Annotated in this window: 23 protein-coding genes, 1 tRNA gene and 1 pseudogene; 9 read left to right on the top strand and 16 right to left on the bottom strand. The window is 53.2% G+C overall.

Annotated features, from left to right (window positions below):
• The first annotated feature begins 18 nt into the window (after positions 1 to 18).
• From IM267_RS07925 to IM267_RS07915, 3 genes are all read left to right on the top strand, one after another.
• Entirely contained in the window at positions 19 to 291 is a 273-nt protein-coding gene (locus IM267_RS07925; protein ID WP_003862425.1) for an oxidative damage protection protein, read from the top strand.
• A gap of 124 nt (positions 292 to 415) precedes the next feature.
• Positions 416 to 1,492, top strand: a complete 1,077-nt coding sequence (mltC, locus tag IM267_RS07920; protein ID WP_063451224.1) for a membrane-bound lytic murein transglycosylase MltC — start codon at positions 416 to 418, stop codon at positions 1,490 to 1,492.
• A gap of 218 nt (positions 1,493 to 1,710) precedes the next feature.
• Complete coding sequence (locus IM267_RS07915) at positions 1,711 to 2,967, top strand: nucleoside permease (RefSeq protein ID WP_193033139.1); 1,257 nt, start codon at positions 1,711 to 1,713, stop codon at positions 2,965 to 2,967.
• 79 nt (positions 2,968 to 3,046) lie between these two features.
• On the opposite strand, the gene citG is transcribed toward IM267_RS07915, so the two are convergent.
• Genes citG through IM267_RS07875 form a run of 8 tightly spaced genes read right to left on the bottom strand, consistent with a single transcriptional unit; the run spans position 3,047 to position 10,358 of the window.
• On the bottom strand, positions 3,047 to 3,850 hold the full coding sequence (gene citG, locus IM267_RS07910) for a triphosphoribosyl-dephospho-CoA synthase CitG (protein WP_193033138.1): 804 nt from the start codon (positions 3,848 to 3,850) through the stop codon (positions 3,047 to 3,049).
• Entirely contained in the window at positions 3,828 to 4,367 is a 540-nt protein-coding gene (gene citX / locus IM267_RS07905; RefSeq protein ID WP_193033137.1) for a citrate lyase holo-[acyl-carrier protein] synthase, read from the bottom strand. Before citX ends, citG begins: the two co-directional genes overlap by 23 nt.
• Before the next feature lie 2 nt (positions 4,368 to 4,369).
• Positions 4,370 to 5,887: a citrate lyase subunit alpha gene (citF, locus tag IM267_RS07900; protein ID WP_193033136.1), complete on the bottom strand. Its 1,518-nt coding sequence runs from the start codon at positions 5,885 to 5,887 to the stop codon at positions 4,370 to 4,372.
• A 10-nt stretch (positions 5,888 to 5,897) separates the two neighbouring features.
• Entirely contained in the window at positions 5,898 to 6,773 is an 876-nt protein-coding gene (gene citE / locus IM267_RS07895; protein ID WP_112791624.1) for a citrate (pro-3S)-lyase subunit beta, read from the bottom strand.
• Positions 6,770 to 7,063 (bottom strand): citrate lyase acyl carrier protein, encoded by a 294-nt coding sequence (gene citD / locus IM267_RS07890; protein WP_107533737.1) that lies wholly within the window; start codon positions 7,061 to 7,063, stop codon positions 6,770 to 6,772. Before citD ends, citE begins: the two co-directional genes overlap by 4 nt.
• A 16-nt stretch (positions 7,064 to 7,079) precedes the next feature.
• The gene (gene citC, locus IM267_RS07885; protein WP_193033135.1) at positions 7,080 to 8,102 is read right to left on the bottom strand and encodes a [citrate (pro-3S)-lyase] ligase; all 1,023 of its coding nucleotides are present in this window, start codon (positions 8,100 to 8,102) and stop codon (positions 7,080 to 7,082) included.
• A 13-nt stretch (positions 8,103 to 8,115) separates the two neighbouring features.
• Positions 8,116 to 8,979, bottom strand: a complete 864-nt coding sequence (locus IM267_RS07880) for a fumarylacetoacetate hydrolase family protein (RefSeq protein WP_015571851.1) — start codon at positions 8,977 to 8,979, stop codon at positions 8,116 to 8,118.
• Positions 8,980 to 8,996: 17 nt separating this feature from the next.
• Positions 8,997 to 10,358, bottom strand: a complete 1,362-nt coding sequence (locus IM267_RS07875) for a 2-hydroxycarboxylate transporter family protein (protein ID WP_063867806.1) — start codon at positions 10,356 to 10,358, stop codon at positions 8,997 to 8,999.
• A gap of 345 nt (positions 10,359 to 10,703) precedes the next feature.
• Between IM267_RS07875 and IM267_RS07870 the strand changes: the two genes are divergently transcribed.
• Complete coding sequence (locus IM267_RS07870) at positions 10,704 to 12,341, top strand: sensor histidine kinase (RefSeq protein WP_193033134.1); 1,638 nt, start codon at positions 10,704 to 10,706, stop codon at positions 12,339 to 12,341.
• Positions 12,331 to 13,023 carry a response regulator gene (locus IM267_RS07865; RefSeq protein WP_047367414.1) on the top strand — a complete coding sequence of 231 codons (693 nt, stop codon included), beginning with the start codon at positions 12,331 to 12,333 and terminating at the stop codon, positions 13,021 to 13,023. Before IM267_RS07870 ends, IM267_RS07865 begins: the two co-directional genes overlap by 11 nt.
• 52 nt (positions 13,024 to 13,075) lie before the next feature.
• On the opposite strand, the gene IM267_RS07860 is transcribed toward IM267_RS07865, so the two are convergent.
• Positions 13,076 to 15,214, bottom strand: coding sequence for an ornithine decarboxylase (locus IM267_RS07860; RefSeq protein WP_193033252.1), 2,139 nt, complete (start codon positions 15,212 to 15,214; stop codon positions 13,076 to 13,078).
• 181 nt (positions 15,215 to 15,395) lie between these two features.
• Between IM267_RS07860 and IM267_RS07855 the strand changes: the two genes are divergently transcribed.
• The 3 genes from IM267_RS07855 (at position 15,396) to IM267_RS21545 (ending at position 16,778) form a co-directional block, all read left to right on the top strand.
• Positions 15,396 to 16,109 (top strand): DUF554 domain-containing protein, encoded by a 714-nt coding sequence (locus tag IM267_RS07855; protein WP_064909939.1) that lies wholly within the window; start codon positions 15,396 to 15,398, stop codon positions 16,107 to 16,109.
• A 95-nt stretch (positions 16,110 to 16,204) separates the two neighbouring features.
• Positions 16,205 to 16,280 (top strand) — tRNA-Phe (locus IM267_RS07850).
• Positions 16,281 to 16,412: 132 nt separating this feature from the next.
• Positions 16,413 to 16,778, top strand: coding sequence for a hypothetical protein (locus IM267_RS21545; RefSeq protein WP_370551727.1), 366 nt, complete (start codon positions 16,413 to 16,415; stop codon positions 16,776 to 16,778).
• Positions 16,779 to 16,840: 62 nt separating this feature from the next.
• Here the strand turns inward: IM267_RS21545 and IM267_RS21540 are convergent, their stop codons facing one another.
• Positions 16,841 to 17,002: a hypothetical protein gene (locus IM267_RS21540; protein ID WP_245167751.1), complete on the bottom strand. Its 162-nt coding sequence runs from the start codon at positions 17,000 to 17,002 to the stop codon at positions 16,841 to 16,843.
• Between the two features lie 20 nt (positions 17,003 to 17,022).
• On the opposite strand from IM267_RS21540, the gene IM267_RS21535 reads away from it, so the two are divergent.
• Positions 17,023 to 17,361: a hypothetical protein gene (locus tag IM267_RS21535; protein WP_370551726.1), complete on the top strand. Its 339-nt coding sequence runs from the start codon at positions 17,023 to 17,025 to the stop codon at positions 17,359 to 17,361.
• Positions 17,362 to 17,411: 50 nt separating this feature from the next.
• Here the strand turns inward: IM267_RS21535 and IM267_RS07840 are convergent, their stop codons facing one another.
• The 6 genes and pseudogenes from IM267_RS07840 to IM267_RS07815 all read right to left on the bottom strand — a co-directional run.
• Positions 17,412 to 18,290: a Wadjet anti-phage system protein JetD domain-containing protein gene (locus IM267_RS07840; RefSeq protein WP_193033133.1), complete on the bottom strand. Its 879-nt coding sequence runs from the start codon at positions 18,288 to 18,290 to the stop codon at positions 17,412 to 17,414.
• Positions 18,287 to 19,525 carry a hypothetical protein gene (locus IM267_RS07835; protein ID WP_193033132.1) on the bottom strand — a complete coding sequence of 413 codons (1,239 nt, stop codon included), beginning with the start codon at positions 19,523 to 19,525 and terminating at the stop codon, positions 18,287 to 18,289. Before IM267_RS07835 ends, IM267_RS07840 begins: the two co-directional genes overlap by 4 nt.
• Positions 19,525 to 20,148, bottom strand: coding sequence for a hypothetical protein (locus IM267_RS07830; RefSeq protein ID WP_193033131.1), 624 nt, complete (start codon positions 20,146 to 20,148; stop codon positions 19,525 to 19,527). The genes IM267_RS07835 and IM267_RS07830 overlap by 1 nt, the downstream gene beginning before the upstream one ends.
• On the bottom strand, positions 20,148 to 23,813 hold the full coding sequence (locus IM267_RS07825; RefSeq protein ID WP_193033130.1) for an ATP-binding protein: 3,666 nt from the start codon (positions 23,811 to 23,813) through the stop codon (positions 20,148 to 20,150). Before IM267_RS07825 ends, IM267_RS07830 begins: the two co-directional genes overlap by 1 nt.
• Before the next feature lie 804 nt (positions 23,814 to 24,617).
• Positions 24,618 to 25,109: a hypothetical protein gene (locus tag IM267_RS07820; RefSeq protein ID WP_193033129.1), complete on the bottom strand. Its 492-nt coding sequence runs from the start codon at positions 25,107 to 25,109 to the stop codon at positions 24,618 to 24,620.
• 62 nt (positions 25,110 to 25,171) lie between these two features.
• A pseudogene (locus IM267_RS07815) lies at positions 25,172 to 25,815 on the bottom strand (hypothetical protein); the annotation flags it as partial.

Genomic DNA, 25,815 nt, shown 5'->3' with positions numbered 1-25,815 from the left:
ACACAAAGAGGAATGAGTATGGCCAGAACCATTTTTTGTACTTTCCTACAGCGCGACGCTGAAGGCCAGGATTTCCAGCTCTACCCGGGCGACCTGGGTAAGCGCATCTATAACGAGATCTCCAAAGAAGCCTGGGGACAGTGGCAGAAAAAACAGACCATGCTGATCAACGAGAAAAAGCTCAGCATGATGAACCCGGAGCACCGCAAGCTGCTGGAGCAGGAGATGGTGAACTTCCTGTTCGAGGGCAAAGACGTCCACATCGAAGGCTATACGCCACCGGAAAAATAATACTCTGCGGCTGTTGCCCGGCGGCGCTTTGCTTGCACGGGCCTACGGTTTTGTAGGCCGGCTAAGCGCAGCGCCACCCGGCGAAAGCAACGACTAAGCAAACACAACACGCACTCCCGGAATGATGAAAAAACTTTTAGCGCTAGCACTTGTTGCGCCGTTGCTTGTGTCTTGTTCTTCCAAAAAGGGCGATAGCTATAACGAAGCCTGGGTTAAGGACACCAACGGTTTTGACATTTTGATGGGGCAGTTTGCCCACAACATCGAAAATATATGGGGATTTAACGAAGTCCTGATTGCCGGACCGAAGGACTACGTTAAGTACACCGACGCCTATCAGACCCGTAGCCACATCAACTTCGATGACGGTACGATTACGGTTGAAACCATCGCGGGGACTGAACCTGCGGCGCATTTACGTCAGGCCATCATCAAGACCCTGCTGATGGGCGACGATCCGGGGTCGATTGACCTCTACTCTGATGCCGATGACATTACCATCTCCAAAGAGCCGTTCCTGTATGGGCAGGTCGTAGACCAGACCGGTCAGCCGATCCGCTGGGAAGGCCGCGCCACCAAATTCGCCGACTACCTGCTGCAAACCCGCCTGAAAAGCCGCACCAACGGCCTGAAGGTGATTTACAGCGTGACCATTAACCTGGTGCCGAACCACCTCGACAAGCGTGCGCATAAGTATCTGGGCATGGTGCGTCAGGCGTCGCGTAAATATGGCGTGGACGAGTCGCTGATCCTGGCGATTATGCAGACCGAATCCTCGTTCAACCCCTACGCGGTGAGCCGTTCCGACGCGCTGGGGCTGATGCAGGTTGTGCAGCACAGCGCCGGTAAAGACGTGTTCCGCTCGCAGGGGAAATCCGGCACGCCGAGCCGCAGCTACCTGTTCGATCCGCAAAGCAACATTGATACCGGCACGGCCTATCTGGCGATGCTGAACAATGTCTATCTCGGTGGAATTGATAACCCAACGTCACGCCGCTATGCGGTGATCACCGCCTATAATGGCGGGGCCGGCAGCGTGCTGCGCGTCTTCTCGAACGACAAGGTGCAGGCTGCGAATATCATCAACAGCATGGCGCCGGGGGACGTGTACGCTACCCTCACCACCCGCCACCCGTCTGCGGAATCCCGCCGGTACCTGTATAAGGTGAATACGGCGCAGAAAAACTATCGTCGTCGATAATCAACACACCTTCTCCTGTAAGGAGAAGGTGTTCTGCTTCTCTCCATCCATACGAAAATGCTATTTGCATCACAATCCAGACTGCAAATTAATGTGGATTGCATTTTTTTGCGGGAGGTAACAAAACATAACCTCGCCTGCTGATAGAATTGCATCAAATAACAACCCTGAATGTTCCTATAACAACACATCTCCCGCTCACTTGTGAGGAAAGTAACATGAACCTTAAGCTGCAGCTTAAAATCTTGTCGTTTCTGCAGTTCTGCCTGTGGGGTAGCTGGCTGACTACACTCGGCTCCTATATGTTTGTGACGCTCAAGTTTGATGGTGCGTCAATCGGTGCCGTCTACAGCTCGCTGGGTATTGCGGCTGTTTTCATGCCAACGCTGCTCGGTATCGTGGCAGATAAATGGTTAAGTGCGAAATGGCTGTATATGCTTTGCCATCTGGTGGGTGCGGGGACGCTGTTTATGGCGGCCGAAGTGACCACGCCGGGGGCGATGTTTATGGTGATCCTGCTTAACTCGCTGGCGTATATGCCAACCCTTGGGCTGATCAACTCCATCTCCTACTACCGCCTGAAATCAGCCGGTCTGGATATCGTCACCGACTTCCCGCCAATCCGTATCTGGGGCACCATCGGCTTTATCATGGCGATGTGGGGCGTGAGCTTCGCGGGCTTCGAGCTGAGCCACATGCAGCTGTATATTGGTGCTGCGCTCTCCGTACTGCTGGCGCTGTTCACCCTGACGCTGCCAACCATTCCGGTGTCTAACCAGCAGAAAAACCAGAGCTGGAGCACCATGCTTGGCCTGGACGCCTTCGCCCTGTTCAAAAACAAGCGCATGGCGATCTTCTTTATCTTCTCCATGCTGCTGGGCGCGGAGCTGCAAATCACCAACATGTTCGGCAACACCTTCCTGCACAGCTTCGATAACGATCCGCTGTTTGCCGGGAGCTTTATCGTTGAGCACGCGTCGGTGATGATGTCCATCTCGCAGATCTCCGAGACGCTGTTCATCCTGACCATCCCGTTCTTCCTGAGCCGCTACGGCATCAAGAACGTCATGCTGATCAGTATCGCCGCGTGGATGCTGCGCTTCGGCCTGTTCGCCTACGGTGACCCGAGCGCGTTCGGCACCGTGCTGCTGGTACTGTCGATGATTGTTTACGGCTGCGCCTTCGACTTCTTCAACATTTCCGGTTCGGTGTTTGTGGAAAAAGAGGTGAAGCCTGAAATCCGCGCCAGCGCGCAGGGCATGTTCCTGATGATGACCAACGGCTTCGGCTGTATTCTGGGCGGCGTGGTGAGCGGTAAAGTGGTTGAGATGTACACCACCAACGGCATTACCGACTGGCAGCCCGTGTGGCTGATCTTCGCGGCGTATTCGCTGGTGCTGTTCTTCGCGTTCCTCGCGCTGTTCAAGTACAAGCACGTTCGCGAACCGCAGGGTGCGCAGCCGATCGCGCATTAATTGTTGTGCCCGGTGGCGCTGCGCTTACCGGGCCTACAAAACCAGACCGTAGGCCGGGTAAGGCGTAGCCGCCACCCGGCTATTTTATTGCAGACAGCACCCACCCCACCGACAGCAAATCCGCGCTGCCGCCCGGACTCAGGTTTCGTTCAATCAACGCCCTATCCATCCTGAGCAACGCATCGCGATCCCAGCCGTTCGCCAGCAGTTCCCGCGCGTAACGTTGTACGTAGCGCAGCCCCTTCATACCGCCGCGCGACACCAGATTGCTGTCCTGGTTGATGGCCATCAGGCGTAACAACAGGTCATGAAGGGAATTCCCCTTCCACTGCTTCAGCGCGTTACGCACCGTGCTGAAGCCGCTTTCTGCCTCGCCGCGCGCGCCGGTGAGACCGTACAGCTGAAACTGCCGCTCGCCCGCCGTTGCCTGCCCGCTGCGCCCGACGAGCTCACGCGCTACCAGCCCACGGCAGATGTTACTTACCTCACAACAGAGGCTGCCGGCGGAGACCGTTTTCACGCGCCCGGCAGCGAAGCAGAGCAAACCGAGGGCAAAAATCCCGCCCTTGTGTGTGTTCACCCCGTCCGTCGCGGCGTACATCGCCTGCTCGCAGGCCATCCCCATCGGGCGGATAATCCGCAGCTGCTGAGCGGCTGGCTTGTCCGCATGTGCCTCGCCCAGCTCCGCAAAACGGGCAAACCACGGCGTAATCGCCGTAATGCTGCGAACAAACAGGGCATGATCCATATCGCGATGGGAACCGTTGTTAAGCTTGTCCACCAGCCCCGGCTTGGGCGTCAGCTCCAGCTCCTGCCACAGCGCCGCTTCGGCAAGCGCGGGCACATCAGTCGGGCGCGGTTTAGTCGCGAGCAAACCAGTCATCGATCGTCTTCTCCACGCGGGAAACTACCTGCTCAACGGGATGGCGCCGCGAACGGGAGCAGGCATGCGCGGGCTCGTCGCAGATCAGGCAGCGCCTGAGGTTTGCCCCCAGCGACTGGCGCCCGACGTGGCCATGCTGAGGACAGATGACATCCAGGTCCCACAGCCTGCCGAGCGGGTGCGTCTGCTCCAGCTCGGCACAGTGCGCTTTGATTTCCGCCGCCGGATGGGCGACGCACCACAAGGCTTCCGGTCCGGTGGGCAGCCACAGCACCTGGCGGTCCAGCACCTGCCAGCGGTTCTCCCACAGCAGCTGGTCGCACATCTGGAGCGCCACGCCCATGGTGTTGCGATAGCGCAGGCTGTCTTTAATGTCCCCGGGCGTGATCAGCGTGAGGGAAATCACCGGTTGTTGATAGTGCGTGAGCATGTCGGCCTGGCGCGCCGCGCGGCGATCTTTCGCCGCCAGCAGTTCGTCCAGGCTGACACCCGCCCGCACGGGTGTCGCAATCGTCATATTCACTCCTTTACCTGTCGCACGGTGTCGATCACGCTGCCGTCGCGGTAGCGGATGACGCCGACGATTTTGTCGGTAAATTCAATCGGTTTCGGTACACCGGTCAGGGAAATCGCCCGCTCGTAGAGCGCATGGATATCCACAACCTTTAATCCTGCCGCCATCAGGCGCTCGCGGATCTCCGGGCGCGCCGGGTTGACCGCAATGCCGTGGTCGGTGACCAACACGTCGATGCTCTCGCCCGGCGTGAGGCGCGTGGTGACGCGCTTGACCACCGTCGGAATGCGGCTGCGCAGCAGCGGCGCGACGACGATGGTCAGGTTGGCTGCCGCCGCCACGTCGCAGTGCCCGCCGGATGCGCCACGCATCACGCCGTCGGAGCCGGTGATGACGTTAACGTTAAAATCAATGTCAATTTCCAGGGCGCTGAGGATCACCACGTCGAGCTGGTCGCAGCTTGCCGCCTTGCTGCCGGGGTTGGCGTAGACGTTGGTGGAGATCTCTACGTGGTTCGGGTTGCGCGCCAGCGAAGCCGCCGCCTGGCCGTCAAAGCACTGGGTGTCGAGCAGCTTTTCGATAAGCCCCTTCTCGTGCAGGTCCACCAGGCTGCCGGTGATGCCGCCGAGCGCAAAGCGCGCCTTTACGCCGCTGCGCTCCATCTTCTCTTCCATAAAGCGGGTGCAGGCGGTGGCCGCCGCGCCGGAGCCGGTCTGCATCGAGAAGCCCGGTTTGAAATAGCCGGAGTGCTCAATCACGTCCGCAGCATAGCGGGCGATCATCAGCTCGCGCGGGTTGCTGGTGACGCGCGCCGCGCCGACGCTGATTTTCGCCGGGTCGCCCACGCTCTCCACCTGCACGACGTAGTCCACCTGGTCCTGCACCAGGCTGGCGGGCATATTCGGGAACGGCACCAGTTCTTCGGTCAGCAGCACCACCTTGCGGGCAAAGTGCGCGTCCACCATGGCGTAGCCCAGCGAACCGCAGCACGATTTTCCGTGCGTCCCGTTGGCGTTGCCAAACGCATCGCTGCACGGCACGCCGAGAAACGCCACGTCGATGTTCAGCTCGCCGTCCTGGAGCAGCTTCACGCGCCCGCCGTGGGAGTGAATCTGTACCGGCTCGTCCATCAGCCCGTGGGAGATGGCGTCCGCCAGCCTGCCGCGCATGCCGGAGGTGTAAATTCGGGTAATCACGCCGCTTTCGATATGCTCGATCAGCGCGTCGTTGCAGGTCATCAGCGAGCTGGAGGCCAGGGTCAAATTTTTAAATCCCATCCGCGCCAGTAGCGCCACAACGGTGTTGATCACCCGGTCGCCTTCGCGAAAGGCATGGTGGAAGGAGATAGTCATTCCGTCCTGCAAGCCGCTGCGCGCTACGGCTTCTTCGAGGGAGGCACAGAGCTTGCGGTTGTGCTTCGCGTCGCTGTCCGCCAGCCAGGGCGTCGCGCTGTGGGCGGTATCAAAGGGTTTCAGGTCCCGCAGATGGGGGAAGTTCACGTGGAGAAGTTCTGTCTGATTCATTTTGTCATCCTTACCGACGCACGCCGGAAGCCGCCGCGCGCTCCAGCACCACCTGCGCGTGGTTAATAATCGGGGCATCCACCATTTTGCCGTTGAGCGACACCACGCCCAGGCCGTTACGCTCGCCCTCTTCTGCCGCTTCAATCACCCTTTTGGCGTGCTCCACCTCTTCCTGCGTCGGGGCGTAGGCGTTGTGCAGCAGGTCAATCTGGCGCGGGTTAATCAGCGACTTGCCGTTGAAGCCCATCTTGCGGATCAGGTCGACCTCGCGCAGGAACCCGGCTTCATCGTTAACGTCTGACCACACCACGTCGAAGGCGTCGATGCCGGCAGCGCGTGCCGCGTGCAGCACCGCGCAGCGGGCATAAAACAGCTCGGTGCCGTCGCCGCGCTCGGTCTGCATGTCCATTACGTAGTCAAAGGCCGCCAGCGCAATGCCGATCAGGCGCGGCGAGCTGCGGGCAATCGCCACGGCATTGATGACGCCAATAGCCGATTCAATCGCTGCCATCACGCGGGTAGAACCCACCTCGCGCCCGCACTCCTGTTCGATACGCTCAAGGTGGCCTTCCAGCTCGTAGATGTCATCCGGCGTGTCGGTTTTCGGCAGGCGGATCACGTCCACGCCCGCATGCACGGCGGCTTCCAGATCCAGCAGGCCAAACGGCGTGCTCAGCGGGTTTATGCGCACCACGGTTTCGATATCCTGATACATCGGATGCTGCAACGCGTGGAACACCAGCATGCGTGCGGTATCTTTCTCGCGCAGGGCCACCGCATCTTCAAGATCGAACATGATGGCGTCTGGCCGGTAGATAAACGCGGTGGAGAGCATGGCGGCGTTGGCACCCGGCAGGAACAGCATACTGCGGCGGAGTTTGCTCATTTCAGCGCCTCCCAGTTGATGGCCTGTTCATCGGCAGCACGCAGAAGCGCGCTTTGCAGGCGGGCGCGGATTGCACAGTCCAGCGCCCCTTTGTCTTCAATAATGATTAATCCCTGATGCACGTTCATGGCGCGCAGCGTGTCGTCGACCACCTGGCGAATGTGCTCGCCAAACTGCTTAATCACTTCACTGTGGATGACAATCTCCAGCTCGCCGTGAGCGGGGGCGATTTTCACCATCAGGTCGCTGGACTCCTGCGTTCCGGCCAGCGCCTCCCTTACAATATTCATGATAAATTCCTGATAGTTATGCGACTTCCGCACTCGCGCGATAATGCGCTTCGAGATGCGCGAAGGTGGAATCCGGGACGATCTCCCGGATCCGGGAAAACTGCTGTGTCTTGAGTAAACGGCGCACTTCAGACGCCGAAATGGCGTTACCGGTGGCCTTGATGCGCGGCATCTCCACCACCTCGATATGCGAGGCCAGCAGATCGTGCAGCGTCTGGTTGTACTGGCGGGTGATATCGCAGAACGGCTCCGAGCCGATAAAGCGGTGCGTGATACCGAGCGCCGGGGCGATGAAGTCCCGGAAGATCAGCACGTCGATCTCGCTCCACGCCTGCTGCACTTTACCGGTCTCTTTCAGAAAGTAGGCCGGAAACGTGGCGCGGGAAATGATGTACTGCGAGCCTTCATGCACCACCACATTCGGCAGATGCGCCACGCCCGCGCGCACCATCTCAAGGCGCGCGCTGAACGGGAAGAACGAGGCGTCTTCACGCACCACAAACAGATGCAGGACGTCGCACTGCGCCGCCGCCTGCTCCACCAGATGGCGATGGCCGAGGGTGAAGGGATTGGCGTTCATCACAATCGCGCCAGTTTTCTCCCCGCCCTTTCGCATCCGGCTTAAGGTACGGCAGTAGCGCGCGATCCCCTGTGGGGTGTTCTCCATCAGCACCGCGTTGTTCCCGCTCTGGGCAATTGGCCAGAAGCCGCTGCGGCCAAAGCGCTCCTTATTGCACGGACGGGTGCAGAGGAAGAGGTGAAAATGGCCGCGCTCCAGCGCCGCATTCTCCACCTCTGCCAGCAGCCGCGCGCTGAGATTTTCCCCACGAAGCTGCTCGTTGACCGCCACGCACTTGATGACGTTGGCAGCCAGCCCTGCGCAACCCACCAGCTGCGCGCCGGACCAGGCTTCAACAAACAGCGTGATGTCGTTGTCCAGGCCAAGGCCGCTGTCTGCCAGCAGGTAGCGGATCTGGCTTAAGCGTTCCGGGTGTTTCGCCACAATGGTATGGCGAAAATCAATGGGTTGCGATTGCATGCTGCCGCCTTACTCAGTGTGCCGCCGCAAGCCCGACGGCTGGCGCTTCCACGATCACGTTGCTCAGATGACCGATATGCTCGATCTCCACCTCAATGCGATCCCCCTCCTTCATAAACAGCGGCGGGTTGCGCTTTTTACCCACGCCGCCAGGAGAGCCGGTAATGATCACATCGCCCGGGCTGAGGCGAGTGAAGGTGCTGATGTATTCGATGAGCTCCGCGACCTTGTGGATCATGCTGCTGGTGTTGTCCTCCTGCACCATGCGGCCGTTAAGCCAGGTGCGGATCGCCAGGCTGTGCGGGTCCGGGATCTCATCCGCCGTCGCCATCCAGGGGCCAAACGCGCCGGTCTGACGCCAGTTTTTACCGGCGGTGAACCAGGTGTGCTGCCAGTCGCGGGCGGAGCCGTCCATATAGCAGCTGTAGCCCGCCACGTGGCGCAGGGCGTCATCGCGGCTGATGTTCTCCCCACCTTTGCCGATGATCACCGCCAGCTCGCCCTCGTAGTCGAATTCGCTGGAGTGGCGCGGCTTCAGCACCGGCTCGTTGTGGCCGGTCTGTGAATCCGGGAAGCGGACAAACAGCGTCGGGGCCGGGTTGTGTTGGTCAAACTCCTTGCGCTTGTCGGCGTAGTTCATGCCCACGCAGAGGATTTTTTCCGGCTGCACGATCACCGGCAAGAAGGTGATGGCGTTCAGCGGCACGTCCACCGCGTCGTTCAGAAAACGGGTGGCCTGCGCCAGACCGTTCCCCTGCAACAGCGCTTTAAGGTCGCCGTAGCGGTCGCCCAGGCGGCGGCCTAAATCAATCACGCCCTCGGCCTGAACGATGCCGTAACTGCGTTTTCCCTGGTATAAAAAGCTTGCGAGTTTCATTGTTTTTTCCTGAATACTTAGACGAGGAAGTTGCCCAGAATCAGCAGTGAGACAGAGACGTTAATCGCGCCGCCGATACGGGTAGCAATCTGGGCGAAGGGCATCAGGCTCATGCGGTTGCCTGCGGTCAGGATCGCCACGTCGCCGGTACCGCCCTGCCCGCTCTGGCAGCAGGAGACGATGGCGACATCAATCGGGTGCATACCGATTTTTTTACCGACGAAGAATCCGGTCGCCACCAGCGCAGACACGGTGCTGATAATCACCAGCAGGTTGCTGACGGTGAACGCCGCGACCAGCTCGTGCCACGGGGTAATTGCCACGCCAACGGCGAACAGGATTGGATAGGTCACGGAGGTCTGGAAGAATTTGTACACCACCTGGGAACCCTCCAGCAGACGCGGAGAAGCGCCGTTGCAGAGCTTCACCAGCACCGCCATAAACAGCATGCCAACGGGCGCAGGCAGGCCAATCAGCTTGTGGCCGAGCATGCCCAGCATGTACAGCAGCACCGCCAGCAGCGCGCCGGAGGCGATAGTGGTCACGTCCGCCTTACCGGAGAACGCAGGCTGAGAGACGGTGGTATCCGCATTCGCGCGGTTAGGCATCAGCTGGCCTTCGCCGGTCAGGTGCGGGTAGCGTTTCCCGAGCTGGTTGAGGCAGCCGGAAATAATGATCGCCGTCAGACCGCCGAGCATCACCATCGGCAGCACGCGGCCAAGCGCCACGCCCTGGTCCATATGCAGCAGGGTGGCATAGCCGATGGAGAGCGGGATCGCCCCTTCCCCGACGCCGCCCGCCATGATCGGCAGAATGATAAAGAAGAAGATCTGGAACGGCTCAAGGCCCAGCGCCAGCCCCACGCCCATGCCAACAATCATGCCGACGATTTCACCGCACAGCATCGGGAAGAAGATGCGCAGGAAGCCCTGGATCAGCACGGTGCGGTTCATGCTCATGATGCTGCCGACGATGATGCAGCAGATATAGAGGTAGAGAATGTTGGTGGATTTGTAGAATTTGGTCGTGGATTCCACCACCACGTCCGGCAGCAGACCGTAGTAGACCAGCGCGGAAGGGATAAAGGTGGCGCAAATCGCCGCCGCGCCGAGCTTGCCGACAATCGGCAGGCGTTTGCCAAATTCGCCGCAGGCAAAGCCGAAGAAGGCCAGCGTGGCCACCATGACCACGATGTCGCTCGGCAGCTTTCCGCCCAGACAATCAATCGCAATCAGCGCGCCCGCCAGAACGAACAGCGGCAAAGGAATAATGCCGATTTTCCAGGTATCCATAATATGCCACCAGCGCTCCTTGAGGGATGGCCGCTGAATATCAATCGGGTCGTGGGTAACAGAGAATGAATCGTCAGTTGTGCTCATAATAAGCCCCTTAGTTATTTTGTGCGTTCAGCTTAGAGTCACAAAGGCTTACTTTATGTGAGGGATGACATATTAAAGGCGAAGTTTTAATGGCCGCTATGGTTTTAATGGTTTCTATTATTTAATGTGATTTACGCCTTATTTATTACCGTGGTTTTTATGGTTTCTTTTCCTAACCGAACAAAGAAATAACATTTATTCAGTTAGCATTCAGAGAATGAGACTTTCGGAAAAATCTTTTACAGACCGTGCTGTGCAAGGGATCACAAGTTTTCGGCAAAGCGGGCATCCTGGCGTTAAAAGATGATATATTCAGCCAACCTGTTGATACCTTGCGTGATAGTTATGAAAGTATCGTTTCAGATCAAGCTGTTTATTTCGCTGGTCGCCTTTTTTTCAGTGCTGTTCGCATTACTGGGCGGATATTATTATGTCGACGTCGGCAGGCAGCTTTATCAGGAAATGAGCGCGCGCGCAAAAATACAGGCTGAAGAGATAGCGCTTATTCCCACTCTGCGAAAAGAAGTCGAACAAAAGGATATCCAGAGCATCCATGACTTTATGCAGAAAATAGCCGCCCACAGCGACGCCAGTTTTATTGTGATTGGTGACAATAAAGGGCTGCATCTTTTTCACTCCGTGTTTGCTGACCGGGTGGGCAAAACGCTGGTTGGCGGGGACAACGACGAGGTATTACACGGCAAAAGCACCATTACCATCCGCAAGGGCGGGTTAGGCATTTCGCTACGCAGCAAAGCCCCTATTTTTAATGATGCCGGGCAGGTGGTGGGGATTGTTTCGGTGGGCTATCTCACAAGCTATCTGGACACCATCACCGTCAACAAGGTGGTCAATATCCTGATTGCCGCCGTGCTGCTGCTTATCGCCCTGTTTATTTTCTCCTGGTTCTTCACCCGCAGCATTAAGAAGCAGATATTCTCTCTGGAACCACGCGAAATCGGCCTGCTGGTGCGTCAACAAAAGGCGATGATGGAATCCATTTATGAAGGGGTGATTGCCATCGATGACGACCTGCGCATCGAAGTGATCAACCAGGCGGCGCGTAAATTATTAGGCTTACGTCAGCCCGCCCGCGAACTGCGCGGTCAGCACATTAGCCAGGTGATCGCACCCGTCCCGTTCTTTAACGCGCAGACCATGCTTGCGAAAGACACTCACGATGAGATCTGTCGCTTTAACGATCTCACGGTCATTGCCAGCCGGGTGCGGATCATGCTGGAAGATGCGTTGCAGGGCTGGGTGATCACCTTTCGCGATCGCAACGAGATCGACTCGCTCAGCGCCCAGCTTAGCCAGGTGAAGCGCTACGTTGATAACCTGCGCATCATGCGCCACGAACAGCTGAACCGCATGACCACGCTGTCCGGCCTGCTGCATATGGGCCGTTATGACGAGGCGATCCGCTACATACAGGCGCAGTCGGAACACGCTCAGGAGCTGCTGGACTTTATCTCGTCCCGCTTTAGCTCCCCGACGCTGTGCGGTTTGCTGCTTGGAAAAGCCGCCCGCGCCCGTGAGAAAGGCGTTGAGCTGAGTTTCGATCCGGCCTGCCGGGTAGATAAACCGTTCCTGCCGCTGCTCGAATCGGAACTTGTCTCGATCATCGGAAATTTGCTGGATAACGCCATCGAAGCGACCCAGCGCGCCCCGCTCCCGCATGCACCGGTAGACGTGCTGATAAAGCTGAACGAGCAGGAATTGATTATTGAAGTCGCCGACCAGGGCGTCGGCATCACACCGGCGATCCGCGACCGGATCTTTGAGCGCGGCATCACCACCAAAACGCGCGGCGATCATGGTATAGGCCTGTATCTGATTGAAAGCTACGTTACGCAGGCTGGCGGCGCAATTGAAGTTGCCGATAACACCCCACGCGGTGCCATTTTCTCACTGTTTATTCCCGCCACGGGAACGGCCCGGCACCCCGCACAGGAACTGGAAGATACCGACTATGCAACATGAACTTATCGACGTACTGATTGTTGAAGACGAGAACGAACTGGCGCAACTGCACGCGGAGCTTATCGGTAAACATCCGCGCCTGAGGCTGGTGGGGATTGCCGCGTCATTGGCCGACGCGCAGCGACAGCTGGAGAGCAAACAGCCGAAGCTGATGCTGCTGGATAACTACCTGCCGGACGGCAAAGGCATCACCCTTATCAGCAACCCGATGCTCGCCCGCGCCAACTGCTCGGTGATTTTCATCACCGCCGCCAGCGATATGGACACCTGTAGCCAGGCCATTCGTAACGGCGCGTTCGACTACATCCTCAAGCCGGTATCCTGGAAGCGCCTGAGCCAGTCGCTGGAGCGTTTTGTGCAGTTTGCCGAGCAGCAGCGCGTCTGGAAGATTGTCGACCAGCAGAACGTGGATTCACTCTATCAGCTACAGGCGAAAAACTATCGTCTGGACAACGGCAGCAAAGGGATAGAGGAGAACACGCTGGCGCGGGTGCAAACGCTGTTCAACAGCAAGGCGGCGCACTGCTTTACGGTGGATGAGGTGGTGAGCGAGACGGGCCTGAGTAAAACCACCACCCGGCGCTATCTGGAACACTGCGTGGAGGTGGGTTTTCTGACGGTGGAGATGCTGTACGGGAAGATTGGGCATCCAAGAAGGATGTACCGCCGCGCAGAAGCCTGACGCAGTATTGTAGCAACTCGCCGGGTGGCGCTAACGCTTACCCGGCCTACGTTCAAACATTCAATACGTACCCATACAGCCGCTTGATCCCGTCCGCATCCTTCTCACTGTACACGCCCTGCAACTCCGGCGAGAAGCCAGGCAGCATATTAATGCCCTCCTCCAGCGCCAGGAAGTAACGCTGTACCGCCCCGCCCCAGACTTCGCCCGGCACCACGCACAGCACGCCCGGCGGATATGGCAGCGCGCCTTCGGCGGCAATGCGCCCTTCAGCGTCACGAATACGCACCAGCTCTACGTTCCCGCGAATGTACTCCTGGTTGGCATCCTGCGGGTTCATCACTACGGCGGGCAGGCTCTCCTGGCGGAACATCGCCTTCTGGAGATCCTTCACGTTAAAGCTGACGTAGAGATCGTGCATCTCCTGGCACAGCTGACGGATCGTGTAGTCGCGGTAACGCACCGGGTATTTCTGATAGATAGTCGGCAGCACATCCGCGAGCGGCGTGTCGTCTTCAATATGCTGTTCGAACTGTCCCAGCATCGCCACCAGCTGCATTAACTTCTCCTCGCTCTCCGCTGGCGTCAGCAGGAACAGGATGGAGTTGAGGTCGCACTTCTCCGGCACAATGCCGTTTTCGCGCAGGTAGTGGGCGAGAATGGTCGCCGGAATGCCGAAATCGGTATAGTGACCTGTTTCCGCATCAATGCCCGGCGTGGTCAGCAGCAGCTTGCACGGATCGACGAAATACTGCTCGCGAGCATAGCCTTCAAAACCGTGCCATTTTGCCCCCGGCTCGAAGCTAAAGAAGCGACGCTCGCTGGCGATGACCTGCGTGGGGTGATCCTGCCAAGGCCGCCCTGCCACCATCGGCGGAATAAACGGCTTGATCATATGGCAGTTGGCGATGATGGCCTTGCGCGCCTCAATGCCCAGCTCGACGCACTCTGCCCACAGCCTGCGCCCGCTTTCGCCCTCGTGGATTTTGGCGTTCACGTCCAGCGCCGCAAACAGCGGGTAAAACGGGCTGGTAGAGGCGTGTAGCATGAACGCATTATTAAGACGCTTGTGCGGACAGAAACGCGACTGGCCGCGAATATGGTTATCCTTTTTATGGATCTGCGACGTTTGCGAGAACCCGGCCTGCTGCTTGTGTACCGACTGGGTAACAAAAATTCCCGGATCGTTCTCGTTCAGCTCCAGCAGAAGCGGAGACGTTTCTGCCATCATCGGGATAAACTGCTCGTAGCCCACCCAGGCGGAGTCAAACAGAATGTAGTCACACAGGTGGCCGATCTTGTCGATCACCTGACGGGCGTTGTAGATCGTGCCGTCGTAGGTGCCAAGCTGAATGATCGCCAGGCGGAACGGGCGGGCCTCGTTGGCCTTTTCCGGCGCCGCCTCGCGGATCAGATCCCGCAGATACGCGTCATCAAAGCAGTGTTCATCGATTCCGCCGATAAAACCAAACGGATTACGCGCGGCCTCAAGATACACCGGCGTGGCGCCCGCCTGGATCAGCGCGCCGTGGTGGTTAGATTTATGGTTGTTGCGGTCGAAAAGCACCAGATCGCCACGGGTCAGCAGCGCATTGGTCACCACTTTATTGGCAGCCGACGTGCCGTTCAGCACGAAGTAGGTTTTATCCGCGTTGAACACCTTCGCCGCGAACTTTTGCGCGTGCTTGGCAGAACCCTCGTGGATCAGCAAATCCCCGAGCTTCACGTCGGCATTGCACATATCGGCGCGAAACACGTTCTCACCGAAGAAATCATAGAACTGTCGCCCTGCCGGGTGTTTTTTGAAAAAAGCCCCGTGCTGGTGACCCGGACAGGCAAAGGTGCTGTTCCCCATTGCGACATACTGGCTCAGGGTGTCAAAAAAGGGTGGCAGCAGGTTCTCTTCATACCGGCAGGCGGCGGATTCCAGTTCCAGGAACTCCTGCGCTTTACCCGAGATAATCGCCGTGACGCCATCAGGCACCTCTCCAGGCTCATGCGAGAACATAAACACCGGTAGCTGAAAGCCCGTACGCTTCAGCAACGCGAGAATGCCGCTGTAGCTTTCAACCACCGTAATGACGACTGCCGCCACATCAGTGAAATCGGTGTTATCCAGCGTCACCTTTTCACGGTGCGTAGAAACTTTGGATACCAGCTCACGGCTGACGGCAATTTTCATGGTTTTCATAAGCGCAAATACCCTCACCGAACGGTGAGACAGGAAGGAGAAAATTCGCGCAATCATGTCACCTTTCATTTTCAGGCGCAAGAAGGAATCAGTATGCATTACGCCTCCCAAAGCTAACCATAATCAGGGCTGAACGTGCCATAATCATGCAATGCCAGTGCTTAAATAACAGGAGTTAAACGTGGTAATTGGACCCTTTATCAATGCGGGAGCTGTACTGCTGGGCGGTGTACTTGGGGCAGTATTGAGCCAGCGGTTGCCGGAGCGTATTCGCGTCTCCATGCCCTCCATTTTTGGCCTGGCGTCGCTGGGGATTGGTATCCTTTTAGTGGTGAAGTGCGCCAACCTGCCGGTAATGGTGCTGGCAACCTTGCTCGGCGCGCTGATTGGCGAATTTTGCTATCTGGAAAGAGGCATAAATAGCGCGGTAGGCAAAGCTAAAAACCTGATTGCCCGACCGGGCAAGGCGAAGCACGGCACGCACGAGTCGTTTATTCAAAACTACGTTGCGATCGTTATTCTGTTCTGCGCCAGCGGTACGGGGATATTCGGTTCGATGCAGGAAGGAATGACCGGCGATCCCAGCATACTGATTGCGAAAGCGTTTCTGGATTTCTTCACCGCCACCATTTTTGCCACTACGCTCGGCATCGCCGTCGCCGCGATTTGCGTGCCAATGCTGCTGATTCAGCTGGCGCTGGCCACCTGCGCCACGCTGATCCTGCCGCTGACGACGCCCGCGATGATGGCAGACTTTACTGCCGTCGGCGGCCTGTTGCTGCTGGCGACAGGGCTGCGCATCTGTGGCATCAAAATGTTTGCAGTGGTGAACATGCTCCCTGCCCTGTTGCTCGCCATGCCGCTTTCCGCGCTCTGGACGCACTTTTTCGCTTAAGTTTGCGGCGAAATGGTGAGAGAGTGTGCAGTCTGCACCGAAAGCAATAAATTTCGTTGACGTCGGAGGGCGGATCGGGTTTAATGCGCCCCGTTGCCCGGATAGCTCAGTCGGTAGAGCAGGGGATTGAAAATCCCCGTGTCCTTGGTTCGATTCCGAGTCCGGGCACCACTATTCAGAAAACCCGCCCTTGAGGCGGGTTTTTGCTTTTGGGCTGATTCAGCAACGTGATACGCCCCTGCTTCCAGTGCCGGCAGGTTTATCTCATGAAGCAAATGGTTTGAGCCCGCCGATGCCCGGCGTATGCACTCTTCCACCCTGTCCCATCAAATTCTGGCGATCGTGGTACAGTGGGGAGGCCTGCGTGCCGATCAGATCTGGTCGCAGCTATGCCAACAAGGGCGATTTCAAAAAGTCAGAATCGATGACTTCAAAACGTTATTGAAGCATATGGGGGAGCACCAGTTTCTGACCCAGCTATCAAGCGGTGGACTGGTTCTGGGCGTCGAAGGCAAACGACAGGTGAATCAATATACCTTTTATGCAGTGTTCAGCACGCCGGAAGAGTTTCGTATTGTGGCGGGGAACAAAACACTGGGCTCCATTCCCGTTGATTCACGACTGATGCCTGACCTACACATTATTTTTGGCGGTCGACGCTGGAAGTAAACCGATACAATAGTGATAAAAAAGTCATCTATATCGAGGCGACAAAGGGCGGGCAGCCGCCGTTATTTGGCGGACAAGGGATGTTCATTCATGATGTTGTCCGCCAGGAAATGCTCACCATTTATCGGGAGGGCGACTATCGCATTACCGTTGGCGATCGCAAGGCCAATTTTGCCGATACCACGGGCAGAAACCTGTTTGATGAAGGGCGGCGCTGTTTTCACAATAATAATCTGCCTTTGGAATGTTTTATTCAGCAGAGCTGCATATCTACACTCTTCCCTGGCTGGGCGATCAAACCGTAAACACGCTGTCGGCATTGCTTTTCCTGCGCGATTTCAAGGCGGGCTCATTTGCTGGTGTGGTTGAAGTAGAAAAAACTACGATCTCGGAGGTTAAACAGGCGTTATCCAGCGCACTTCTGGAAGGTTTGTCTTCCGAATCCCGTCTTGCCAAAAGCATCGCTGAAAAGTGCCTCGAAAAATATGATGAGTATTTACCAAAGACATTGCTGACGCAGGAGTATTGGTTACGTGTTTTAAATGTTGAGCGCGTGACGGAGTGGTTGCAGGGACATTTGTAGGTTAAAGGCCTGCTCATCAGATAAAAATACACGGCAAACAACAAAATATTTCAATCTGATGCATTCAACATAACCATTTTCAAAATTTCACCCTGCATTTTTTGCTGCCTCAGTGCCTGATGTTTTTCCAAAACCAACAGATAGTCACGAAAATGGCAATGTATTTCACCTTTTAATAATTCAGGTAAGAATTTTAACTGCACATCAGGAAACATCACTGGAGAGGATTTTTTTAACACCGAATCTGGCGAAGGTAATAGCATACAATGATAACCTTCATTCATCGCGATACTGACCCCCTTCGGGTCAAAATCGCCAAAATAGATCGCAGTTTTCCCTGTTTTCAACCAGTAACGCTTCAACGCAACAGCCCCCTTGCTATATGCCCGATCGCCACGGTAAATAATCAGGGGCGAATGGAAGTCGCATTGGGAATAGTCAAAAAGCGCCAGATGGTAGAAACAATCCTGATTCTCCACCACAATAAGAACATCAAACTGTGTCAGCGCAATATTACGCCAATCCGTATCGACAACCTTAATAGTCATCCCCAACTCACTGACTAAGGGCTGATTAAGATGGAGCAGTACCCGATGCTGCTGTGGTCGAATTCCCGCCGCTTTAATTTCCTGGTCGCTTAACTGCGCACTCTCGATACGATTTTGTTCGCTAATATCGTCACGAAAATTTGCCTGTTTGAGACGTTGCTGGGTCTCTGAAATCTTATTCAGCAATGCCATTGTAAAAATGAAATCAGGCAGCAATAAACTGTTAGTCGGAATCAAATCCAGCGCAGTACACCAACGCAAAACCTGAATCACGATTTTACCGTCTGTATTTTTCTTCTCGCAATTTTTCGCTTTCAGCCGGTGATCAAGCTTTTTCAGCCAGACGAGCGCGTTATACGATAGCGGTTCTGCTTCTGTCATTTTACCCTCACGCCAATACTCACATCCGATATAATACGCAGATCGTTTACCGGGCTGGCCTGACACTCATCACAACGCAGCCAGAATCGCGGCTTATCCGCTAACGGCAATGATTGATATTCCGTAATAACCTGGTAAAGCCATAGCTCACTGTCCCAGTTCAGATGATTTTCCGTCAGATAATGCAGCGCGCTCACCGGCCCTGATTGCCCGGCAGCGAAAACATATAAGTCCTCAACATCCATTTTAAGCGCAATCTGACGAGCAGCGACCTCCTCATCAATGGGAGGTATTACTGAGCCCGCACTTTTTGGCACAGGCGGAAGCATGACCGATGCCCGAGGCAAAGCGAGTAACATCTCCGCCATCACTTGTCGATCCACGGGCCTGTCGAGCGAAATGGAGGCTTGCAGTGAAAGTGAAGCCGCAATGTTGAATATATCCGGCACTTCCCGGCGTTCAGGGTAGCTGGCGGGTTGATATTGTGGATGCTGGCGCAAAAAAGCAGCCATATTCGTCACTAACAATGTACGTGACTGCTGTTGGCGAAATTTAGCCATCAGATCCACCAGTCGCTGCTGAACGGCCAGTAGTGAACTATGGTGAAGACTTACACGCAATTGTAACTGGCTCACTAATAATTTGCGCAGTGAACTATTATTTTCAGCAAACTCGATCAATTCTTCGAAAACGATCAAATCTAGTCCATCAAGCAATCGACGAACCTGGTTTTGCGCCCGCGCATTCTCGTTAATTTTTTCATTCAGACTGCTGACGAAACCGAAGTCATTATTCAGACGATGCCAGAGGCTGTCGATGGCCTCTTCAAATTGCCCGCTGAGATCGTGAACGAGCTCAGTCAGCCTCTGCATTTGCCGTTCAGCAATACTATAATCGCCTTTATAATAAGCATCGCGCCAGGCCTGCACCTTATTGCGGATCTGCTCCAGCTTTTCTGCTACATCCGCATTAATCTGCCGTCGGCTCTCATCAGCAACCATACTGGCGATAAGTTCGCTCACCAACGGGCGTAACATCAGCGGCTGTTGCTCATCAGGACGCCACACAATACGCGCAGCGATCAGCTTTTTTAATGCCTGGTCGCTAAAAGCCGTTTCATTAATAAACCCATCGACATAACCCTTCATTAAGACGTGATGGTGTTTTCCTAATAATGCCAACCGTTCAGCACCGTTTTTAAACAGACCGGATAACGGAGAAATATCCTGTGCCATTATAAAAGCTCCTGCTGAACAGGCGGTGTATCTTCAACCGGTAAACGCTCTTCATCACGGATAAATCGGATCACGTCAATCAAATAATCAATTTTCCCGGTGGCAATAAATATCTGTTGCTCGGCGTTAGGTTGTCTGACATAACCATGCTCTTTCAAACGTCGGAAAATTTGCTTGAGCTGAAGATCAATGGAATCACTCTTACAATTGAAAAAACGATCGCTGGAAAGCTGATTCAGACGCTGTTGCAGGCTCTGATTATCCTCTACACGCGTCATAATTTCCGACAACCTGATGTAGTCGCCGGCTGTCAGCGTACTCTCCCGCCCTTGCGTCTCCTGTATGAGCTGTAACCACTCAAGCAGAGGCAGCAGAGAGAAGATGATGTCCTTAAACTGATTCATAAGCTGGCTTCGGGTATCGCGATTCATCTCACAAAAGCCCGCATAATAGACAGTTTGCGTTTCATTACTGACAATTCTGTAATTAAGAGGGCGCAAATAGCTATCCATCGCTTGCCGGGTACTCTCATCCTGTAAATGACGATAAGCATCCGGGTCGTTGATACGACAAATAAATTCCCCTGTCAGCAGCCTTTTGATTAAAGGTCCATGTTCCAGCATTACATTGCCTCCTGTTCCATCTGCGCCAGTCGGGCAGCCAGGCGGCTCACTTTCGGCTGAATCCTTTTCAGCCTGCGCTGAGTCGGCTCAAGCTGATCGGCATCAAGCAAATAACGATGCTTAAACAGCATTAACACATCAGACTCCGCATTCGGAAAAGCGCCTACAATCACAATATTATTATTGCTACAGGCAATAAATAATTTCTCCACATTGTGGTAGGCCAGCGTGCCGATTTCATCAATAGGCCAGTGAATAACGGCGTCTGATTTACCCCTTAACAAACGCGTGAACGCTAAAAGATATTTGCACAAGATCAGATAGGCCATACCGTGGCTTGATGCTTCCAGTAGTTGGCGATCGTTTTTGATGACAATATCTTCCCCTCCTTCATTAAGATGAAGTTCGAGGTTTAATAACGATTCCATAGTGAAACGCTCATCGGCATGAAGCAGCTCAACCACATCCATAAGGGCATTCAAATAGCTTTCGGGAGGAATTTGCTGACCAGACGAGCGCCAGTCACTATAGTTTTTAGCGAAGCGCTTTAATGGTTTCCAGAATCGTAATTGGTCGATAGTCGATAAAATGCGAACCTCTGATTTATTGATGCCTTCCAGTTGTAAATCGTCGGTAACCGCATCGCTTAAGCGTCGACTTTGTTGCGAAATCCGGCGATTAATATCACTGAAAACATCAAAGAATTTTTTCAGATCGCCACCGATATTTTCTCCCATCTCCAGCAATTGTTGCTGTTTATCTTTAAGAAGCTGTAGTAGTTTCTCGAGTATTGGCAACTGCTGCCGGGTCCTTGAAGGGTCGGGTAATTTAACAATCTCAGAGTCCAATAATTCAAGGAAAGTAGGGTCAGCATCCTGATTAAAGTGTGACTTAAACTCATTCAGTTTGCTCTCCAGCGTGCGGGTCACGCTGGCGTGTTGCTCCAGCATATCGCTGGTACGTGACATACGTTCATCAATATCAGCAGCTGCGTCAATATGAGTCGGAATCATTTCGGCCAAAGGCAAAGGTGATAATCGATCCAGTAATATTTTTAACTGACCGACAAACTCACTGGCCTGTCGTATCTGCATCTCATACTCTTTTTTCTCATTATTAAGCCTGTCTTTTTTATTCTGATACTCTGCCTGTACTTGCTGTTTTTTCTGCAACAGTTCACGATTTTGTTGAGAGAGTGCACTTTCTTTATTCTGTTGTTCCTGGCGCAACGTCCCGTAATCAACTTTGATAAAACGCAGCCATTCGGTTAACTCATCCCGACGAGACTCCACTTCCTGAATCTCTTTTTTAAGCGTTTCAATACGCTGCCGTAGTACTTTGACTTCGCGGGGATCAATTCCCTTCTTCGCTAAATTATCGTCCATCGCCTGCTGGAAGATCTTAATCTGCTCCTCCATATCGGCGTATTTTTTATTTATCTGGCTAGACAGTTCCTCAATCTTCTCATCAATAAGCTGCTGCTCACTTTGCAAGTCAATATTTAATTGTAAGGTTTGCGTATTATATTCTTCCGTCAACGCACCAATATCTTGTTCTTTCTGCTGCGTTAATTCGGCATGTGCTTTGTCTAAAGCGCTTAAAAGGGCACGTTTTTCCTGCCGACGTTGTTGCTCCAGCGCATCATGCTTTGCGATTAAACGCGATCGAGCATCGCGAGCATAGACAACTTCCCGGCTTTGACGCTGATGTTGCCTTTCACACTCCTCCGCTTGCGATTTCAAACGGTTAACGTTCTGATGATGCTCCTGAAAAGTGGCTTCGGCCATGTTCTTCACTTCTTCAGCACGGGCTCTGGTTTGCTCTGCCTTATCAAGACTGTGTCGAATTGAAGCCTCATCTTGCGCAAAATCCTGCATATCTAACACGCTTAAATCCAGTTGCAGGCCGTACAGCGATTCCGACAGCTCGCCTGTTTCTGGTAGCAAATCTTTGCGTTCCAGCAGATTTTCATTCAGAACCTTACCCAGATTCTGTTCCCAGCCCTCATAATGTAAACGCAGAAAGTGACGTAAAGTACCCTGTTCAGGATCCAACTGACGATGCAGCCGCAGCAGTTGTTCTTCAGTCTGATGTAAGTTAGCACGGGCGTTGTGCAGCTGTTGCTCTACACTATCTTGCTTTATACGAGCCTCAGACAGCGTTGTCAGTGCATTTTGTCGCTGCTCAGTCAGTTGCAATAATCGCTCCTGAGCTTGCTCAATGCGTAGCTCAGCAAACTGGCGCTCTTCATGCTCTTGAACTGTTAACTGGGAATGTTTAAGCTCAATGCTAACAGCCATTCGATCGCCTGAAATCTTCTCCAGTTGTTCACCGTAGTGATTTTCCTGCTGTTGTTTTCGCTCTTCGAAGCGCTGCCAAAGTATCTCTTTCTGACTGTCAGATTTATTCCTGACCGCCTCTTTTTCCCGCTGGCAGTCCTGAATTTTTTGTTGGGTCAGCCGTTCCTGGCGGTAAACACTCTCTTTTAGTTTTGCTTTGTGCTGTTCAAATTCTCGGGAAAGTTCACCAACCAGCTCCTGCATAAGCTGGAATTGTTCGCTTTGCACAGAAAGCGCCTCGCGCCATTGAGGTAACTCTTCCATGTGTGTCTGTAATAGGCGTATCTCTTTGCGTTCATAACAGTCGTATTGATTCTGGACATGATCCAGCCATGCCTGAATCGTTTTCAGGTCGCTTTGCGTTTCGCTTAACCTATCATTCAGTGCATTACGCTGTTGATTAAAGCTATCCTCTAATTGAACAAGCTCCCCACGACGCTGGTGAAGCAACTGCTCTGCATCCGCGCGTTTCTGCTTCTGGATTTGTTCATCATTTCTTAACAAGGGTTGGAGCGCGGCTAGCTGTGCCTCTGTATCATCCAACTTGAGACCCAGGTGCTGTATGAACTCAAACTCCTGTTGTAATTTATCGTAGCGCAGCGACTGGCGCATTTTTTGGATCCATTCCCGCGCAAAGCCGCTTTTTACTTTTGTTTGCGGGAGCGTCACGCCATCATCGGCAAAAATCGCCGCCAGCATGGTTTTGAGCGTTTCCATCTTGCCTTCACCGGCATGAACGGCGCTCACTAATTTCTCAATATGCCTGAGCTTATGATTACCACTTACCAGACTAAACGATGCCGCCAAACGACGAAGCCTCATCGTCTCCGTCGAATTGCCGCGTAATGACGCGACATCATTTTGAATGATGCTACGGTACTCATTGGTTGAACCTATTTTGGCGGAAACTGAGACGTCATCCCGGTTGCGCATCTGAGCAGACCATTCGTTATAACTCAGTCCTTTCGCGCCATCCTCCGTATAGCGAAGGAAAAAGTCTGGATGATAAGGCGCGCGAACAAAACGATATTCAACACCTCCCTCACTTTTACCCGTCAAGACAACCAGGCAATTGTCGCCCGTTTCTCGCTGGAATTCATAAATGATATAGCTATTGCTACAAGGGAGATAAAATTCGTCGAACTTCTTGCGCGTTCTTGGTACGACTTTATTGGGCTGTTCACCGTAGAAGACCGGGACGAGGCGTTGCAGAGTTGTTTTTCCGGAAGCATTAGTTCCACAAATATTGGTATGCTGATCCAGTTGAATTTCAACAACGCCAGGCAGGTGAGTGTGTATAAGAATGATGCGAAGCAGTTGTGGCATGATACCTCCCTGAACATAAAATAACCCGTGGATAGTACACCTAAAATTCTTTTTAAACATTGGGTTGTTTCACAATTAGATCAGGAGGCAGGCGATGAAAAAGTCTTTACGTTCTACGATCTTAGAAAGGGAATCGTACCAAAGGTTCAAACCGAACTACTTTCTTGATTACCAATCCATCATTATGATTTAACAGCAAAAATGCGGAGCACACGTAGGGTCTTAACAATAAGTAGCAGGAAAATTTATGATAGAAATAAATTAGTAAGGAATTGAATGTTCCCAAGACAGGCACCACCTTTCATCTTTTTATGCTTCTTATGTTGTTTCTATAAGTTTTATTTTCAGGGAGTTAGCATAAAAACCATATCAGTGCGTACCCTTTTCTCTGTACGCATCTGGAAAAATCCTGGGTCAGATTACGGGGCATTCAGTTTGATGAATGTAGTGGCCCATTATGTTGTCTGATTCCCATATCCGCTCTACAAATCTCTTTTGAATAATCCTATAAGTTAGCCAATGCTCATGGCCTGTACGTTATAGTATCTACTACTGTTCACGCTTGTGGTATTTATTCTCGCTTTGCCGAAGCTGATTATAGACATTACGGGTGCCCATTCGCTGTACAAACCGATGAGCGAAAACACCATTATAATGGCGCTGCGTACTATTGGCTACGAGACCAAAACAGGGGTAAGCGGCCATCCTGAGTTCATCAGGCGCTTCTTTCAGGCCATGAAGCATGGCGCTGTCAACAACAGCACCGCTGCCCTTCTCTATAAAGCAGGGCAATACAATCAGGCGTCAAAAAATTATACTTTTCAGCACAGGATCAGCGCCATTGATGGCTGAAAATTTCAGCTTAAATCTATCCTTCTCGCCCGTTTTATATTTTACCTCGCAGGAAAGATAATAATTCATTTCTTTAATATTAATACCCTTAACCCTTGTATCAATATCATTGACAATAAAACCAGCCATTAATCCGTAGAAATTCCTTCCCAAGTCCATTTTTATTATGGCATTCCTTATATTTCCAGCTTCCTCTCCGGAATCGGAATTAATATTGAAGGTGTTATACTGATTCATCAACCCCAAAGCAACATTAATGCATTTCTTTCTGTCATTATAAGTAGTTACAGCACTCCATGTAAAAGCAAATAAGCCAGCAATTGATAACATTTTTATTGCCTTAATTGCAAAACCAATATCAAATACTAAATAATGACGGTTAATGTAGTTTATAATAACTACTGTCACTACAGTAATCAAAGATAAAGAAAACACTGTTGCCATATACGACACCACAAAAAAAACAATATTAACTTTATGTTCATTCGTAAACAAAGATTTTACATTCATTTTTTACCGCCTTCTCCATTAGCCTTTTCGATGTTATCACCTACACCTTCCGAAACGAGACCAGAAGCATAATCGCCAAATATGTTGGATAAAAAAGGAACCTTCCCCAACAATCCACTTACTGCTGTTCCCAGTCCTGCACCAGTAACGGCCCCAGGAGTGTCGCCTTTGTTAAGATAAGTTGTGCCCATGGCTATTAGGCTGTTTTCTATAATCGATCTACCAGGCGATAAAGCCCCTGTCAAACTAGCCCAAAATGTATCTTTGAAATTTATCTCCTCATTTTCTACATATTGATATGTCAAATTAGCTACACATGAGACAGAACTATTTGAGATAACTTTACCTGCTGATGCTGCAGGCCCAAAAATAGCTAAAGATGAAACGAGTGGTGCCCCCACCATCCACCCAAACACATACTCTGATAAAGGATTGTACATCCCTTGCAGTTTAGAAAAATCATTTAGTGTTGATTGTCGTTCGCTTTCGGGTAAATAAGAAACTGAATCAACTCCGTGGAATGTCCCCTGCATTGCCGGGCCAAAAAAAGTGCCAAAAGTCGTTGGAGACAACCCTAGGGGATCTGTAACTATGATCGGATCTAACGAGTAATTGTAAACATTCCACCCGCCCATCAATC

Source organism: Enterobacter cloacae complex sp. P15RS (assembly GCF_014895905.1).
GTDB classification, from domain to species: Bacteria; Pseudomonadota; Gammaproteobacteria; order Enterobacterales; family Enterobacteriaceae; genus Enterobacter; species Enterobacter quasihormaechei.
Note: the sequence above shows the minus strand (reverse complement) of the source record. Positions and strands in the feature narration are given on the sequence as shown.

Bases quoted from the DNA above. Each gene is read 5' to 3' on its own strand.
- citX (WP_193033137.1), bottom strand. From the start codon at position 4,367: ATGACGATTGCGACACCCGTGCGGGCGGGTGTCAGCCTGGACGAACTG.
- mltC (WP_063451224.1), top strand. From the start codon at position 416: ATGAAAAAACTTTTAGCGCTAGCACTTGTTGCGCCGTTGCTTGTGTCT.
- citF (WP_193033136.1), bottom strand. From the start codon at position 5,887: ATGAATCAGACAGAACTTCTCCACGTGAACTTCCCCCATCTGCGGGAC.
- IM267_RS07880 (WP_015571851.1), bottom strand. From the start codon at position 8,979: ATGAAACTCGCAAGCTTTTTATACCAGGGAAAACGCAGTTACGGCATC.
- IM267_RS07870 (WP_193033134.1), top strand. From the start codon at position 10,704: ATGAAAGTATCGTTTCAGATCAAGCTGTTTATTTCGCTGGTCGCCTTT.
- citC (WP_193033135.1), bottom strand. From the start codon at position 8,102: ATGCAATCGCAACCCATTGATTTTCGCCATACCATTGTGGCGAAACAC.
- citG (WP_193033138.1), bottom strand. From the start codon at position 3,850: ATGACTGGTTTGCTCGCGACTAAACCGCGCCCGACTGATGTGCCCGCG.
- citD (WP_107533737.1), bottom strand. From the start codon at position 7,063: ATGAATATTGTAAGGGAGGCGCTGGCCGGAACGCAGGAGTCCAGCGAC.
- IM267_RS07865 (WP_047367414.1), top strand. From the start codon at position 12,331: ATGCAACATGAACTTATCGACGTACTGATTGTTGAAGACGAGAACGAA.
- citE (WP_112791624.1), bottom strand. From the start codon at position 6,773: ATGAGCAAACTCCGCCGCAGTATGCTGTTCCTGCCGGGTGCCAACGCC.
- IM267_RS07840 (WP_193033133.1), bottom strand. From the start codon at position 18,290: ATGACAGAAGCAGAACCGCTATCGTATAACGCGCTCGTCTGGCTGAAA.
- IM267_RS21545 (WP_370551727.1), top strand. From the start codon at position 16,413: ATGCACTCTTCCACCCTGTCCCATCAAATTCTGGCGATCGTGGTACAG.
- IM267_RS07820 (WP_193033129.1), bottom strand. From the start codon at position 25,109: ATGGCAACAGTGTTTTCTTTATCTTTGATTACTGTAGTGACAGTAGTT.
- IM267_RS07915 (WP_193033139.1), top strand. From the start codon at position 1,711: ATGAACCTTAAGCTGCAGCTTAAAATCTTGTCGTTTCTGCAGTTCTGC.
- IM267_RS07875 (WP_063867806.1), bottom strand. From the start codon at position 10,358: ATGAGCACAACTGACGATTCATTCTCTGTTACCCACGACCCGATTGAT.
- IM267_RS07925 (WP_003862425.1), top strand. From the start codon at position 19: ATGGCCAGAACCATTTTTTGTACTTTCCTACAGCGCGACGCTGAAGGC.
- IM267_RS21535 (WP_370551726.1), top strand. From the start codon at position 17,023: ATGTTTTATTCAGCAGAGCTGCATATCTACACTCTTCCCTGGCTGGGC.
- IM267_RS07825 (WP_193033130.1), bottom strand. From the start codon at position 23,813: ATGCCACAACTGCTTCGCATCATTCTTATACACACTCACCTGCCTGGC.
- IM267_RS07860 (WP_193033252.1), bottom strand. From the start codon at position 15,214: ATGAAAACCATGAAAATTGCCGTCAGCCGTGAGCTGGTATCCAAAGTT.
- IM267_RS07830 (WP_193033131.1), bottom strand. From the start codon at position 20,148: ATGCTGGAACATGGACCTTTAATCAAAAGGCTGCTGACAGGGGAATTT.
- IM267_RS07835 (WP_193033132.1), bottom strand. From the start codon at position 19,525: ATGGCACAGGATATTTCTCCGTTATCCGGTCTGTTTAAAAACGGTGCT.